Below are 16,770 nucleotides of genomic sequence, written 5' to 3' on the forward strand. Positions count from 1 at the left end.
AACTGAATTATGACCACACCTTCCAATGACGTACGTGCCGTAGAAGAATTCGGTGATAAATACCAACGGTTGAAGTCCGAGATCGGAAAGGTCATTATTGGTCAGGAAGATGTTGTGGACAAGGTCCTGCTTGGTATTTTTAGTCGCGGACATTGTTTGTTGGTGGGGGTGCCCGGCCTTGCGAAAACATTGCTTGTCACCACGGTTGGTCGAGCATTGGGACTTACATCCAGTCGGATCCAATTCACCCCTGACCTGATGCCTAGTGATATTATAGGCAGTGAAATACTGGATCAGGACCGCAAGTTCAAGTTCTTGAAAGGACCAATATTCGCGAACATCGTTCTTGCGGATGAGATCAATCGTACGCCTCCGAAGACCCAAGCTGCATTATTGGAGGCCATGCAGGAAAAAGCTGTAACAGCGGCTGGTCAGACACATGAATTACCTGATCCTTTCTTCGTCCTGGCGACCCAGAACCCAATTGAGCAGGAAGGAACCTATCCTTTGCCCGAAGCGCAATTGGATCGGTTCATGTTCAATATCTGGGTTGATTATCCAAGTTATGAAGAGGAACTTGCGGTGGTCAAAGCGACTACCAGCGATAATAACCCTCAACTTTCACCGATCCTCACACATGAGGAGATCGTACACTATCAGGGACTCGTGCGGCGTATCCCTGTTCCGGACAATGTAATGGAGTACGCGGTTAAGCTCGTAACTCGAACGCGTCCTGGAACTAAGGATGCACCTGAGATCATCAACGAGCATATATCCTGGGGGGCTGGCCCTCGTGCTTCACAGTATTTGGTCATCGGGGCCAAGGCGCATGCATTATCCAAAGGCCGGTTTTCACCAGACATTGCCGATGTTCAAGCGGTTTCATTACCCATCCTACGGCACCGATTGGTTCGGAACTACAGAGCCGAAGCGGAAGGTGTTACCACCGATAAGATCATTAACACGATCCTTTGATCCGGTCTGGGACTACTCGTTTCGCAGAAAAGCGTCATAAGAAGCCTATTATGCTGAAGAAGTTTCTGGCGTGCATGGTTGACTTGTGCTTGGGATCGATTAGTTTTGGAGGATAGTCCATAACACCAAAAACATGTTTGCATTGCGCACTACGTTGGTTCCTTTACTGTTTATGCCACTTCTGGCGAGTGCTCAACCTCCTACGGATATTACAATAGTGAATACAGGTACAGGGGAGCTTGAAGTACGTATTCGTCCATCCGGAGATTTTGATGGGTTCTTTGCGGCGTCGGTCTTTACTGTTCGTTGGCTCGATGCATCCGGTGTCACATTAGGTGCAGTTGTAAATCAATTGCCGCCACCGATACACTACGTATCGGAATCAGGGGACATGGCTATTGAGGGAATCTATCGATATCAGATATACGCGGGTTTTGGCAATGCGCCACTTAGTGGATCTGGTTCTTCATGGACCGGAGGTCAAGAAGTGTTGCTCTGTACAATTCCTGTGCCTATTGATGGAACCGTATACGAGATCGTTGAAGATGACTGGACCGGGGAACCCGCCAACAATGGTGATTACTATATATCCTTCAATGGAATTGCAGTGGGTGGAGGGACAAGCGGAGGTGTGATCTATACGGTCAGCACTAACATTGGAACCAACGACCTTTCTTCACTGATCAGTGTATCACCGAATCCGACCAACGGTATCGCTTGGGTTGAGCTATCTGGTGCAGCGAATGAAATGTTACGGTTTTCATTGTTGGATGCTACTGGTCGTTCGGTGTGGACCAACCGAATTGCGTTTGCAACCGGTACTTTACGCTTTCCGATCGATCTTACCGGATTTGCTGAGGGAGCATATACCTTAAGCATTCGCTCAGGTGATGACGTTTCATTTCTGCGAATTGTTAATGCCCGATGAGCATGAGAGCCATTGGTCTCGGATTCTTGGTTAATTGTTGTTTTGTAATTCTGACATTCCTTTTTACGGCATCTTCTGTTAATGGACAAACATGGGAGGTATTCGATATGGCCAATGCGGGCTTACCAAGTAATACGGTGAACGCATTCGCTCATGAGGACAATGGGACCACATGGGTAGGTACGGACTGGGGGCTTTGTAAGTACGATGGCTCGACATGGGAGGTTTTTCAGGTTGATAATTCAGATATTCCCGAGAACGATGTTCGTGCTTTAGCGCTGGATGATCAGAATAGATTGTGGGTCGGCTTTTTTACTCAAGGTCTTTCTGTGTATGACGGTGTTTCTTGGCAGCATTTCAATATGACCAATAGCCCATTGCCTACAATGACCGTGCGAAACATCGTATTTGCTGCGGATGGTTTTGGATGGTTGTCCACTGCGGATGGCGTTGTACGCACGGATCTAAGTGATTGGCGCATCTATAACGACAGCGAGACCAGCTATGATAATTTAATTCTACCAGGGAATAATATTTCCGATATTGCTATTCGCAATGATGGGCTTGTGTGTGTTGGAACATTGAATGCGGGGTTCGTCTATCTAACTGATACGCTCGTTCGGGTTTTTTCAACGACTACAACGGGTTTGCCGGATAATACCGCGCTTGGTGTTGCCATAGATTCAAATGGTGAACGCTGGGCAGCCTGTCCTTTTGGAGGTGTGCTGCATAATTTCGGGGATTATGTCAACGGTTTCTGGTCCCAATATTATAGCTCCAACTCCAGTATTCCCAGCAATTCGTTGAACGATATTATCATAGATGGCCAGGATCGTAAGATCATCGCCACGCAACAGGCCGGTATAGCCATATTATCAACGAACGATACTTGGGAGGTGTTCAATATGGCCAATTCCGGACTTCCGGATAACGTGGTCAATCAGCTTTCATTCTGCACGGATGGTTCAATATGGGTAGGAACAGCCAGCGGGGGAGCAGTCCGCTGGGATGTGGCAACAAGCTTGTCCGCAGTTGAAGCTCCTAGAGCAGAGTTCGAGATCTATCCCGTTCCTGCAACTACTGAGTTGAACATTAGGGCAGTTGGTGTGAACAGATTGGACAATTATCGGGTCACCGATGCTACGGGAAGTGTGGTATTGACCGGAAGGGTCACTGGAAATGGGGGTATGATCAGCGTTGAAAGTTTGGAAAGCGGTGTTTATGTGTTCCAAATTGGTCAAGATAATTCGTTACGATCCAAGCATTTTATAGTATTGTGAACGAACTTTCCACTTGACCTGACCCTATCGATCTAAGTAGATTTACGGCCGTCGAACGAATAAACAACACTAGTAGAATGAAGAATAACTACATTTTGGCATTGCTTTCAGTTGCAACATCAGTACTCGCTGCCAGTGATCTTCTGGCGCAATGTACGTTAACCAATGCTACTAGTTGTGTGTGCGAAACAACCGGTCAGACCAACTGTGACCTCTTACCAGATATTACAATTAGCTGGAAAGCCTTGCAGGATTATGCTGGAGGTCCTAGTGAATATTCTCAAACCGACGGATCCAATCCTGGGCGGTTGCGCGTAACAGGTTCCACACCGAACATCGGGAATGGCCCATTGAACGTGCGCGGTGTCGATCGAAATGGGTACCGCTGGTTCCTTTGTAATTCGGATACCATTTCGATCTATGATCCCAACAGTACGAACGATTATACCAATTCGGCCTGTGCGGATATGAAACAGTTGATCCTTCAGCGGGTCTATCATAAGAACGGCAATACCATGTCGTTTACTGAGCATATTGCTGGTACAATGACCTATCATCCTACGCATGGGCATAATCACGTTGATGATTGGGCGACGTTCTCACTGCGCTCAGAGGTGGTTGGAGAACCCAACCCACTGAATTGGCCGATCGTAGGGACTGGTGCCAAAGTAGGGTTTTGTTTGATGGATTACTACCCTTGTTCGAGTGGAAGTGCCAGCGGACATTGCCGCACTGCACAAGCCTATAATACGGGTACAGCGTTGAATTCAACGTCGAATTTTCCGAATTACGGCTTGGGTGGCGGTTCGTACAACTGTAGCCAGATCTCGCAAGGTATTTCAGTGGGGTACACAGATATTTATGGTGAGACACTTGATGGAATGTGGGTGAATATCCCCCCAGGTACATGTAATGGTAACTACTGGGTGGTAATGGAGGTGGATCCGTTGAACAACTTCGTTGAGGAGGATGAGAATAACAACTGGACGGCAGCGCCTGTAACTTTAACTTTACAAGTACCTGGTGGTGGCGAATTCGCAAATATCACCTCTGATGTCGGATCAACGAGTTGTGCTGGGTCTGCAATGGTACTTACCGCCAGTGCTGGTACTTCATATGCTTGGAGTAATGGTGCAACAACACGATCCATAACACCGAATACATCGGGATCATACACATGCACGGTTACAGGTCAATGTGGCGTAGATGCTTCTGATCCTTTTACGGTAACGCTGATCAATTCCCCTGCTCCTAACGGAACAGGTGCTACATTAAGTGGCCCAGGGCAAGCCACATTGAACGCGTCAGGTGCTGATGTGAGCTGGTACGATGCGGCAACAGGTGGTAATATGTTAGGGACAGGAAACCAATTTGTTTCACCGGTTATTTCTCAAACTACGTCATATTGGGCAGAGAATGAGGCAACCCAAACGGGTTTGCTCGTCAATGTAGGGAAACAGAACAATAGTGGTGGTGGCGCTTACGGTTCGTATGACCAGCACCTAACGTTCAATGCAATGGAAGCATTCGTACTCAAAAGTGTAAAGGTCTATGCAAATAGTGCAAGCAACCGGACATTTCAAGTGCTGAATGAAGGCGGAAACCTTATCGCACAGACCACAGTGAACGTCCCCGCTGGTGAACAGCGAGTACAATTGAACCTTAGCGTTCCGGTGGGTACAGCGCATCGCTTGAAAGTGACAAATGCATACACTGATATGTACCGGAATAATAATGGTGTTGCATATCCTTACACATATGCAGGAATTGTAAGTATTACTGGGTCCAGCGCCGGATCCGCGTACTATTATTTTTGCTATGATTGGGAAGTAACGGGGCAGGATGTAGTCTGCACAAGTGCTCGTACCGAGGTTGTAGCAACGGTTACCAACGGATTCATCCTGAACGCTCAAGTAGCGCTGGAGGGTCCATATGATCCAGGTACAGGATTGATGAATGATGGTCTTCGTACATCCAGCTTGATCCCTTCAGTTGAGCCTTATACTCAACTAGGATTCGTACAAGTAGGTGGTGGTGGAGAGACCATTGGTGGTGGAGTATTGTCCGTCACTGGATCCAGTGCAATTGTGGATTGGGTATTGGTTGAGCTGAGAAGTGCAACACAACCTGGAACCATTGTCGCTACGAAGACCGCACTGTTGCGACGCGATGGTCAGATCGTTTCAGCGCTTGGAACAGAGTTGCGTTTTACAGTCCCACAGGACAATTACTACGTGGCGATCCGTCATCGCAATCATTTGGGTACAATGACCTCGGTTCCGATCAGCTTCGGTCCATCTCCGGTTTCCGTGGATCTGCGCAATCCAAGTTTACTTACTTGGGGTACGAATGCACGTAAAACGATCAACTCCACTGCGGTGCTCTACGCCGGTAATGTGGTAAAGGATAATGCTCTTATGTACACCGGTGGAAATAATGACCGTGACCCGATCTTGAATATGATCGGCGGTGTAGCACCGACCAATACGGTTTCAATGTATCATACGTGCGATACCAATTTGGACGGGATCGTACGCTACACGGGCGTAAACAATGACCGCGACCTGATCCTGACCAATATCGGTGGCGTTGCACCGACCCAGACTCGTTCCGAACAACTACCTTAGAACCCTCAATTTTCCAGTAACCAATCCCCTAACCAAATACCATGAAGATCTTAACACCAATTAACGCAGTGCTGCGAAGTATTGCGGCCTTATTCCTTTTGCTGGGATGGGTTCAATTTGGCTTTGCACAGCCAGGCGATGTCAATAGGATCGATATCCGTTTGGTTTCTTTTGATGCTAATACTGTTGAGGTACAGTTAAGACCGAACGCAGATTGGCAGCGTGCCGATGGAATTGTGAATTTGAACTTCACGGTACGTTGGGAAACAGCGGCTGGAGGTCAATTGGGTGAACCTGATCAGTCCTTTACGGGATTCTCATGTGTTTCGAATCCACTTTTCCTTTCAGAGAACCCTGGGGTAGGCGATGCACTGAACAATGCTGATAATGGCGGTTTTCGATATAAAGCTTACGGCACAACGGGAAATATTATTCCTGTAGCATGTACTATCCCAGCTAATACTTGGGCCCGATATGCACAACTTCCGCTAACAGGGCTAACAGGGTGTACGAGCTTCGAAGTGGTAACTTCAGATGCTTATACGATCTCTCAGGATGGTGAATGGTTCATTAGTATGGGTGGGCCGGATATTACTACGGCTTCCCAAGTTGTTCTGCCGGGAGCGGCTATGGGAACTGGAGCTACACCATCACCAGGATCCTACGGTCCATTTTGTTCGACGGATGCAGATGTTAGCCTAGGTGGTACGCCCTCAGGTGGTGTTTGGACAGGTACCGGTGTTAGCGGATCAGGTCCTTACGTTTTCGATCCAAGTGCTGGAACTCAATCATTGACCTATACGGTCGGAACCGGAAATTGCGCAGCCGCCGCACTAACCACGATCACTATTAACCAAGCTCCAACTACTGCGAATGCTGGTCCGGATCAAAATATTTGCGCTTCATCCACAACATTGGCCGGTAATATTGCGACAGTTGGAAGTGGATCGTGGTCTGTTGTTGGTGGATCTGGAACATTTGCTAATGCATCTTCCCCGACAACAACGGTTAGTTCATTGGGCGCTGGTGCGAATACATTTAGGTGGACTATTTCAAATGCTGGATGTGCAGCGTCAGCGAATGATGTAGTGATCAGCAATGGTCCATGTGACTGTAACGGCGACTTTGGCGGAACAGCCTTCATCGACAACTGTGCAACCTGCGTAGGTGGTAACACCGGCGAAGTAGCATGTGTAGCTGACTGTAACGGCGACTTTGGCGGAACAGCCTTCATCGACAACTGCGCAACCTGCGTTGGTGGTAACACCGGCGAAGTAGCATGTACTGTGGATTGTAACGGAGACTTTGGCGGAACAGCCTTCATCGACAACTGCGCAACCTGCGTAGGCGGTAACACCGGCGAAGTAGCATGTGTAGCTGACTGTAATGGTGACTTTGGCGGAACAGCCTTCATCGACAACTGCGCAACCTGCGTAGGCGGTAACACCGGCGAAGTAGCATGTGTAGCTGACTGTAACGGCGACTTTGGCGGAACAGCCTTCATCGACAACTGCGCAACCTGCGTTGGTGGTAACACCGGCGAAGTAGCATGTGTAGCTGACTGTAACGGCGACTTTGGCGGAACAGCCTTCATCGACAACTGCGCAACCTGCGTAGGCGGTAACACCGGCGAAGTAGCATGTGTAGCTGACTGTAATGGTGACTTTGGCGGAACAGCCTTCATCGACAACTGCGCAACCTGCGTTGGTGGTAACACTGGCGAAGTAGCATGTGTAGCTGACTGTAATGGTGACTTTGGCGGAACAGCCTTCATCGACAACTGCGCAACCTGCGTTGGTGGTAACACCGGCGAAGTAGCATGTACTGTGGATTGTAACGGAGACTTTGGCGGAACAGCCTTCATCGACAACTGCGCAACCTGCGTAGGCGGTAACACCGGCGAAGTAGCATGTGTAGCTGACTGTAATGGTGACTTTGGCGGAACAGCCTTCATCGACAACTGCGCAACCTGCGTAGGCGGTAACACCGGCGAAGTAGCATGTGTAGCTGACTGTAACGGCGACTTTGGCGGAACAGCCTTCATCGACAACTGCGCAACCTGCGTTGGTGGTAACACCGGCGAAGTAGCATGTGTAGCTGACTGTAACGGCGACTTTGGCGGAACAGCCTTCATCGACAACTGCGCAACCTGCGTAGGCGGTAACACCGGCGAAGTAGCATGTGTAGCTGACTGTAATGGTGACTTTGGCGGAACAGCCTTCATCGACAACTGCGCAACCTGCGTTGGTGGTAACACTGGCGAAGTAGCATGTGTAGCTGACTGTAATGGTGACTTTGGCGGAACAGCCTTCATCGACAACTGCGCAACCTGCGTTGGTGGTAACACCGGCGAAGTAGCATGTACTGTGGATTGTAACGGAGACTTTGGCGGAACAGCCTTCATCGACAACTGCGCAACCTGCGTAGGCGGTAACACCGGCGAAGTAGCATGTGTAGCTGACTGTAATGGTGACTTTGGCGGAACAGCCTTCATCGACAACTGCGCAACCTGCGTAGGCGGTAACACCGGCGAAGTAGCATGTGTAGCTGACTGTAACGGCGACTTTGGCGGAACAGCCTTCATCGACAACTGCGCAACCTGCGTAGGCGGTAACACCGGCGAAGTAGCATGTGTAGCTGACTGTAATGGTGACTTTGGCGGAACAGCCTTCATCGACAACTGTGCAACCTGCGTTGGTGGTAACACCGGCGAAGTAGCATGTACTGTGGATTGTAACGGCGACTTTGGCGGAACAGCCTTCATCGACAACTGCGCAACCTGCGTTGGTGGTAACACTGGCGAAGTAGCATGTGTAGCTGACTGTAATGGTGACTTTGGCGGAACAGCCTTCATCGACAACTGTGCAACCTGCGTTGGTGGTAACACCGGCGAAGTAGCATGTACTGTGGATTGTAACGGAGACTTTGGCGGAACAGCCTTCATTGACAACTGCGCAACCTGCGTAGGTGGTAACACCGGCGAAGTAGCATGTGTAGCTGACTGTAATGGCGACTTCGGCGGAACAGCTTTCATCGACAACTGTGCAACCTGCGTTGGTGGTAACACCGGCGAAGTAGCATGTGTAGCTGACTGTAACGGCGACTTTGGCGGAACAGCCTTCATCGACAACTGCGCAACCTGCGTAGGTGGTAACACCGGCGAAGTAGCATGTGTAGCTGACTGTAATGGCGACTTCGGCGGAACAGCTTTCATCGACAACTGCGCAACCTGCGTAGGTGGTAACACCGGCGAAGTAGCATGTACTGTGGATTGTAACGGCGACTTTGGCGGAACAGCCTTCATTGACAACTGCGCAACCTGCGTAGGTGGTAACACCGGCGAAGTAGCATGTGTAGCTGACTGTAACGGCGACTTTGGCGGAACAGCCTTCATCGACAACTGCGCAACCTGCGTAGGCGGTAACACCGGCGAAGTAGCATGTGTAGCTGACTGTAACGGAGACTTTGGCGGAACAGCCTTCATCGACAACTGCGCAACCTGCGTTGGTGGTAACACCGGCGAAGTAGCATGTACTGTGGATTGTAACGGAGACTTTGGCGGAACAGCCTTCATCGACAACTGCGCAACCTGCGTAGGCGGTAACACCGGCGAAGTAGCATGTGTAGCTGACTGTAATGGCGACTTTGGCGGAACAGCCTTCATCGACAACTGCGCAACCTGCGTAGGTGGTAACACCGGCGAAGTAGCATGTGTAGCTGACTGTAATGGTGACTTTGGCGGAACAGCCTTCATCGACAACTGTGCAACCTGCGTTGGTGGTAACACCGGCGAAGTAGCATGTACTGTGGATTGTAACGGAGACTTTGGCGGAACAGCCTTCATCGACAACTGCGCAACCTGCGTAGGCGGTAACACCGGCGAAGTAGCATGTGTAGCTGACTGTAATGGCGACTTTGGCGGAACAGCCTTCATCGACAACTGCGCAACCTGCGTAGGTGGTAACACCGGCGAAGTAGCATGTGTAGCTGACTGTAATGGTGACTTTGGCGGAACAGCCTTCATCGACAACTGTGCAACCTGCGTTGGTGGTAACACCGGCGAAGTAGCATGTGTAGCTGACTGTAACGGCGACTTTGGCGGAACAGCCTTCATCGACAACTGCGCAACCTGCGTTGGTGGTAACACCGGCGAAGTAGCATGTGTAGCTGACTGTAATGGTGACTTTGGCGGAACAGCCTTCTTGGATGATTGCGATATTTGCGTAGGTGGAAACACCGGATTAGCACCTTGCACTGTGGGTTGCGATAACAATGTGGTTATCGAATTTGCTACGGATAATAACGCAGCTGATGTTAGCTGGTCGATCACGGCCGTAGGTGCAGGAACCCCAAGTTGCAGCGGTTCCAACTTGCCGAATAACCAACCAGCCTATGTTACTGATGTATGCTGCTTATCCGATGGATGCTACCGATTGGTAGTTACTGATGCTGGTGGAGATGGTATCGCCGGTGGTGGATACGTGTTACGCATGGCAGGAAACAACGGAATGCGCATCATTGACAACAGCAACAACTTTACGGTTGGTTCAAGTTCGATCAACACGAGCCTAGAGGACGGTGCGTTCTGTCTGCCATTGGGAGGTGTTGAGCTATTATCGTCCAGCTGCGATAAGTACTTCTGGGCAAATGGCCAATACATCGTTTGTAACGAAGATGCTGAAGTTGCTGCTGATTTCAACGGTGGTGGAGTTGCTGGTGCGGATTCGGGCTATGACTTCTGGTTCTACAACCCGAATGGAGGTTACAGCTTCATCCGTGAGCGTCGTCACAACGTGTCTGACAATTTCGCGAATATTGGTTCACCACGGACCTGTCATATGAAAGTGAACAACTGGGCTACAGCTAACCATATTCCGGATCAAATGAACTTGAACGTTCGAGTACGCGGTGTTGTAAATGGTGTTGCAAGTTCATGGGGTCCGGCATGTCGCTTTGCACGCAACGAAGCGTTGGCGATCTGCACACCTACAAAGTTGTTCGACATCCCTGGTTATGTGTTCTATAGCTGCGGTGTTACGCGTCAATTCGTAACTAGTTCTTCGCAGCGCTTGTATGCACGCCCAGTATCTGGTGCAACGCAGTATCAGTTCCGGTTCTCAATACCTGGTGAAGGTGTTTTGGTTACGCGTACTGCGAATAACTACTATGCCACCTTGGGTTGGACCAATGATGTTCCTTTGGTCGATGGTAACACCTACGATGTTGAGGTACGCGCATTCAAAGGAGGAATATGGTGCATCTGGGGTGAGACCTGCCAAGTGACCATCTGCAACGCTCCGCCATGCGGCATGGAGGCGAATGGTGGCCAACAGAACGTTGCTCTTGACCTGAATACGACACTCAGCGTGTGGCCTAACCCGAACCAGGGTGATCAAGTTCACGTGAATATCATCGGTTTACAGGATGGTGTGAACAAAGTGACAGTAGACCTGTTCGATCTTACAGGTAAGCGTGTGATCTCACGTCAGTTCGCTGCACAGGATGGTAACATGAATACGGTCATGGACCTCAATGGATCAATGAACAGTGGTATGTACATGTTGCGCATTACCGCAGGAGAGAAAGTATTTACCGAGCGTCTGGTCATCCAGCATTGATCGGTAATTGAACAAACTGAAGGGCCGTCTCGAAAGAGGCGGCCCTTTTGCGTTGGCTATGTTCTTTCTGAATGGATCCACCCGGGCTAACAATTACGATTTAGGTGTGCTCAATGTGACTGAATGTTCAGTTCGAATGGGTAGTAGTTGTAGCGCGATCAGGAAGGAATTACCGGAAACTGGGTATTTCAGATCAACGTCGATGTGGAGAGCTTTGTAGAAAGATCGTACCATCGATCCATCACATGAAAACGAAAGCAACTGCCTCCAAGAATAGTTTACTTGCCTTATGTATCGGTATCAATAACTACCCAGGTACAGGTAGTGATCTCAGCGGATGTGTTAATGACGCAAACGATTGGGCGAAAGAGCTTAACTCCCGGGGATATAATGTGGAAAAGCTATTGGACAAGAACGCAAATGGAGCCAATATTCGCAAGGGGATAAATGCGACCATTGCAAAAGCGAAGCGCGGAGATACTGTGATCATCACCTACTCTGGACACGGCACGTACGTCCCCGACCTCAATGGAGATGAACCAGATGGTCTGGACGAGGCGATTTGTCCGCACGACACCAATACCAAAGGTGTGATCACTGATGATGAGCTTTTTCTGATGTTCAACGCGCGCGGTACAGGAGTGCATCTTGCCTTCCTATCCGACAGTTGTCATAGCGGCACGGTGAGCAGATTCGCACCAATTACCACGCCTGCAACGACAACTTCAGCAAATGCCCCGCAACGTACGGTACGGTTCCTGCCTCCATCGGTCTTTATGAAACCAGCGGCTCTGAAGAAAATGGGGATCGGTAGCGCTTATCGGGCCAGCAAGGCACCTGGGCGATATGCCGGACTTTTGTTGAGCGGTTGCCAAGACCATGAATACAGTTATGATGCTTGGTTCAACGGAAGACCGAACGGGGCATTCACATTCGTAGCATTGAAGACGCTGAAAACACTACCAGCCGGCTCCAACTATACTGCATGGTACAAAGCTATCCGCACTGCGCTTCCCTCACGCCAGTATGCTCAGACCCCGAACCTTTATGGCGATTCTCCCAGTAAGCGATGGAAAGTGCTTGCCTAAGCACCTATCTGACCAATATGAGGTAAGCTATTCTGTGTGGCTAAGTCAGGTTAATGGACAAAACGAATGGCGAGACCTTCTGAATGTCCTATCTGGATCAGGTTAGAGTAAAGGAAAAGCCCCCGATGGATCAGGGGCTTTTTTACGAAATTTGAATGATCTCAGTAGTACACCAACCGGCGCACCTTGGTAACGTGCTTTGCCAAACGGATAACCTGTTTGGTATACCCGAATTCGTTATCGTACCACGTGTAGAGTACAACGCTTTTGCCGTCCGGGGCTACTATGGTTGCATTGCTGTCGAAAACGCTACAGCATGTATCACCAATGATATCGCTGCTAACGAGTTCTGGATCTACCTGATAATGGATCTGGTTCACCAATTCACCCTCGAGAGCCGCTTTACGGATCATCTCGTTCATAGCTGCAAGATCCTTGATGGGCTTTTTCAGCGTGAGGTTCATGATCGCCAATGAACCATTAGGTGTAGGTACACGAACTGCATTAGCGGTCAGTTTGTCCTTCAAACTAGGAATTGCCTTGCTTACGGCAGTACCGGCTCCGGTGCTGGTGATCACCATATTGATGGCAGCACTGCGGCCACGGCGAGGTCCCTTGTGGTAATTATCCAACAAATTCTGGTCGTTGGTGTAAGCATGAACCGTTTCGATATGTCCTTTCTCGATCCCCACTTCATCTTCAACCACCTTAAGTATAGGGGAGATCGCGTTGGTCGTACAGCTAGCTGCACTGAAGATCTTCTCGTTCTCGATATCCTGTTCCTTGTGGTTGATCCCGTAAACGATGTTCGGTATCTCCTTGCCAGGAGCCGTCAATAACACCTTGGCAACGCCTTTCCCTTTCAGATGGCGCTCCAGATCGGCACGCTTGGTGAATGCACCCGTATTGTCGATCACAAGAGCATTGTTGATGCCGTACTGAGTGTAGTCAATATCCTCTGGCTTGCTAGCTGCGATCAACTGCACTTCTTGGCCGTTGATGATCAAGGTCCTGTTTGCAATGTCTTCGATAACTGTTCCTTTGAATGCACCATGCACACTATCATTCCGTAACAACGCAGCTCGCTTAACGATCTCCTCATCCGTTAGCGTGCGTGTAACAATTGCACGAAGACGCAATTGTTGGCCCTTACCGGCTTGTTTCACCAATTCACGAGCAGCAATTCGGCCAATGCGACCAAATCCGTACAATACCACGTCCTGCGGCTTGAATTTATGCTTATCTTGACCAATGAAATCCTTCAGATGTCCGCTAAGAAAGTCGTTCACGGAAGTGCTTTTGGAAGCAATGAATTCGTAGGTCAATTTGCCGATATCGATCTTACTGGGCGCAAGGTCCAATTCGAGTAACCCACGCGCTACATTGGCTGTAACATGAACGTCTATGGGCTTCTTGACGACCTCTGAAGCATAGTCGAAATGCTTCATAACCTCTGAAATGCTGATATCCAGCAAGTGATTCCGGAAAAAAACAAGTTCAACTCCACGGTCGTACATAAGCCGACCAACTGAATTCATCAGATCCACCGCAGCTTTTTCACGATCTACGTAATCCTGTAGGCCAGCTTCGTAGCCTTTTCTCTCCAAAGTCTCCATCGAATTCAATAAAAGTTTTGGGCGTTGTACGCAGAATTGCCTATCCGAGATACGCTTTCAGCAACTTACTGCGGCTGGTATGGCGTAGGCGGCGTATCGCTTTCTCTTTGATCTGGCGAACACGCTCTCGTGTAAGGTCGAATTTGGCACCGATCTCCTCCAAGGTGAGGCCGTGGTTGATGGCGATACCAAAGAACAATTTCACTACATCACGCTCACGTTCGGTAAGCGTGCTCAAGGCACGATCGATCTCTTTGCTCAACGATTCGTTCAATAGCAAACGGTCAGCTGGTGCGCTATCGTTGTTCGGCAACACATCCAGTAGGCTATTGCTTTCACCCTCAACAAAGGGTGCATCCATGCTGATATGACGACCACTGACCTTCATGGTATCAGCAACCTTTTCGGCTGGAAGATCCAGAAACACAGCGAGTTCATCCGCACTTGGTGGGCGCTCGTATTCCTGCTCCAGCTTAGCGAATGCCTTGTTGATCTTGTTCAATGAACCTACTTGGTTCAGCGGCAAGCGCACGATACGGCTCTGCTCGGCCAATGCTTGTAGAATACTCTGGCGGATCCACCATACGGCGTACGAGATGAATTTAAATCCACGGGTTTCATCAAAGCGCTGAGCGGCTTTGATCAGACCTAGGTTCCCTTCGTTGATCAGGTCGGGAAGACTTAGACCTTGGTTCTGGTATTGTTTTGCAACCGATACCACGAAACGTAGGTTGGCTTTTACCAATTTCTCCAAGGCTACGCCATCGCCCTGTTTGATCTTCTGGGCTAATTCCACCTCTATATCAGCGGTTATCAAGCCCTCCTTGCCGATCTCCTGCAAATACTTGTCAAGGGACTGACTTTCCCGGTTGGTGATCGATTTGGTGATCTTGAGCTGACGCATCCTTGATGCCATGGTGTCCGGGGTTTAGGGTGGTTATGTGGAAACAGTGGATGAAGGAAGATGCTACGAATAGACTTCGCTTCGGGCCGCAAAGGTACAACGTGACGGTCGTACAGGACAAGGGGTATTCGTGAATAATGACCCTGTTAATTTAATGACCTGATCCTCAGGCTCTTCAAAGACCCAATCCGTAGTATGCTTTGGTGCCGTTGGCATACACTCCTTCAATCAATACGCCACCTTTTTTATTGGCCAGAATTCGTTCCACATCTTCAGGTCGGTTCACTGCTTCCTGATCGATCCGGGTTATTATGAAACCCTCGCGTATACCGGAGCTCCTGAATTTCCCACCATTGATGGAGGTGACTTTAACGCCATTTTGGATCGCAAGTGCCTTCATTTCATCTGACGTTACCGCGCGCAGTTCAGCACCTAAAGCAGTCATTCCCTCACTTCGTGTTTCAACTTTGGCCACTGTTGTACCTTCTTTTCCACGAAGTGTCATATCAAAGACCTTCTCTTCCCCGGAGCGCATAACCGTAACCGGTACCTTGTTGCCTGGTCGGAATTTACTCACCTGCTCTTGGAGCTGTGGTACGTTGTTCACGTCGATATTGCCCACCTTCATGATCACATCACCGGCCTTCATTCCGGATTGTTGTGCGGCTCCACCATCAGAGACACCATTCACGTAGACCCCACGTATTTGGCCGACTTTCGTCTCGTCGGCCAATTTCTGATCCATGTCACGAATGCTCACACCGAGATATGCCCGCTGCACGCTACCGAACTCGAGCAGGTCCGCAGCAACCTTTTTAACGATGTTCACAGGTACTGCAAAAGAGTACCCGGTATAGGTTCCTGTGTTACTTGCGATGGCCGTGTTGATCCCCACAAGATCACCATTTACGTTCACCAACGCACCACCACTATTGCCGGGGTTCACAGCAGCATCGGTCTGTATGAACGATTCGATCGGGAATACATCCCGTGTCGGGTCATACTGGAGGAGATTGATGTTCCTCGCCTTGGCGCTTACGATGCCTGCAGTTACCGTGCTTGTAAGATTCATCGGATTACCAACAGCAAGCACCCATTCACCAACGCGTACATTATCACTATTCCCGTAGGAAACGGAAGAAAGGTTTTCCGCATTGATCTTCAATAATGCGATATCAGTACTCGGGTCACGACCGACAACAGTACCTTCATACATCCTGTTATCATTCAAGTGTACCTGGATCTTATCCGCACCCTCAACCACGTGGTTATTCGTAACGATATATCCATCCGTGCTAACAATAACACCGCTGCCCGCACCTTGCCTCAATTGCTGCTGCATGGGTGCTCGGTTGCCCCAAAAGAGATCAGCGAACGGGTCACGAACGTTAACCGCTGTTTCAGTCGTCACGTGTACTACACCATTCACGGTATTCTCCGCGGCTACTGTAAAGTCGAGTGCTGAAGTGGTCCCGCCATTTGCGTTAGGCAGATTCACGTAACGCACGACAGGTCGCTCTTGCGAGAGCGCTGCACTATTGGAATTTTTTGAAAGCAAATGGTTACCTCCGATCGCGAGGATCGCTCCGGCGAGACCCATTGTGAAATATCCGAACGCTTGTTTCATGATCTTCATTTTGTTGTGATGTAACGGGATCAAAGTTCGTGCCCGGAACATTCGGTGAACGGAATGTCAGTGTGAAATTGTCTAATTGTCGCGTTAAAATCTGTGAT

At 49.5% G+C, this 16,770-nt stretch carries 9 protein-coding genes; 6 read left to right on the plus strand and 3 right to left on the minus strand.

All coding sequences use genetic code 11. The features are described from left to right. The first annotated feature begins 9 nt into the window (after positions 1-9). From IPF95_11485 to IPF95_11510, 6 genes are all read left to right on the plus strand, one after another. Positions 10-975, plus strand: a complete 966-nt coding sequence (locus IPF95_11485) for an AAA family ATPase (GenBank protein ID MBK6475312.1) — start codon at positions 10-12, stop codon at positions 973-975. A gap of 172 nt (positions 976-1,147) precedes the next feature. Beyond that, positions 1,148-1,903 carry a T9SS type A sorting domain-containing protein gene (locus IPF95_11490; protein ID MBK6475313.1) on the plus strand — a complete coding sequence of 252 codons (756 nt, stop codon included), beginning with the start codon at positions 1,148-1,150 and terminating at the stop codon, positions 1,901-1,903. A 2-nt stretch (positions 1,904-1,905) separates the two neighbouring features. Then, the gene (locus IPF95_11495) at positions 1,906-3,183 is read left to right on the plus strand and encodes a T9SS type A sorting domain-containing protein (protein MBK6475314.1); all 1,278 of its coding nucleotides are present in this window, start codon (positions 1,906-1,908) and stop codon (positions 3,181-3,183) included. Positions 3,184-3,260: 77 nt separating this feature from the next. After that, positions 3,261-5,810 (plus strand): hypothetical protein, encoded by a 2,550-nt coding sequence (locus tag IPF95_11500; protein ID MBK6475315.1) that lies wholly within the window; start codon positions 3,261-3,263, stop codon positions 5,808-5,810. A gap of 41 nt (positions 5,811-5,851) precedes the next feature. Further along, positions 5,852-11,428, plus strand: a complete 5,577-nt coding sequence (locus tag IPF95_11505; protein MBK6475316.1) for a T9SS type A sorting domain-containing protein — start codon at positions 5,852-5,854, stop codon at positions 11,426-11,428. A gap of 245 nt (positions 11,429-11,673) precedes the next feature. Continuing rightward, complete coding sequence (locus IPF95_11510) at positions 11,674-12,516, plus strand: caspase family protein (GenBank protein MBK6475317.1); 843 nt, start codon at positions 11,674-11,676, stop codon at positions 12,514-12,516. A 161-nt stretch (positions 12,517-12,677) separates the two neighbouring features. Here the strand turns inward: IPF95_11510 and IPF95_11515 are convergent, their stop codons facing one another. The 3 genes from IPF95_11515 to IPF95_11525 form a co-directional block, all read right to left on the minus strand. Next, positions 12,678-14,132 carry a glyceraldehyde-3-phosphate dehydrogenase gene (locus IPF95_11515; GenBank protein ID MBK6475318.1) on the minus strand — a complete coding sequence of 485 codons (1,455 nt, stop codon included), beginning with the start codon at positions 14,130-14,132 and terminating at the stop codon, positions 12,678-12,680. Between the two features lie 40 nt (positions 14,133-14,172). Further along, positions 14,173-15,036, minus strand: a complete 864-nt coding sequence (locus IPF95_11520; GenBank protein ID MBK6475319.1) for a sigma-70 family RNA polymerase sigma factor — start codon at positions 15,034-15,036, stop codon at positions 14,173-14,175. 175 nt (positions 15,037-15,211) lie between these two features. Then, a complete protein-coding gene (locus IPF95_11525) occupies positions 15,212-16,663 on the minus strand; it encodes a trypsin-like peptidase domain-containing protein (GenBank protein ID MBK6475320.1) in 1,452 nt (483 codons plus the stop codon). Positions 16,664-16,770: the final 107 nt, after the last annotated feature.

The organism is Flavobacteriales bacterium (genome assembly GCA_016704485.1).
Classification (GTDB): Bacteria; Bacteroidota; Bacteroidia; order Flavobacteriales_F; family PHOS-HE28; genus PHOS-HE28.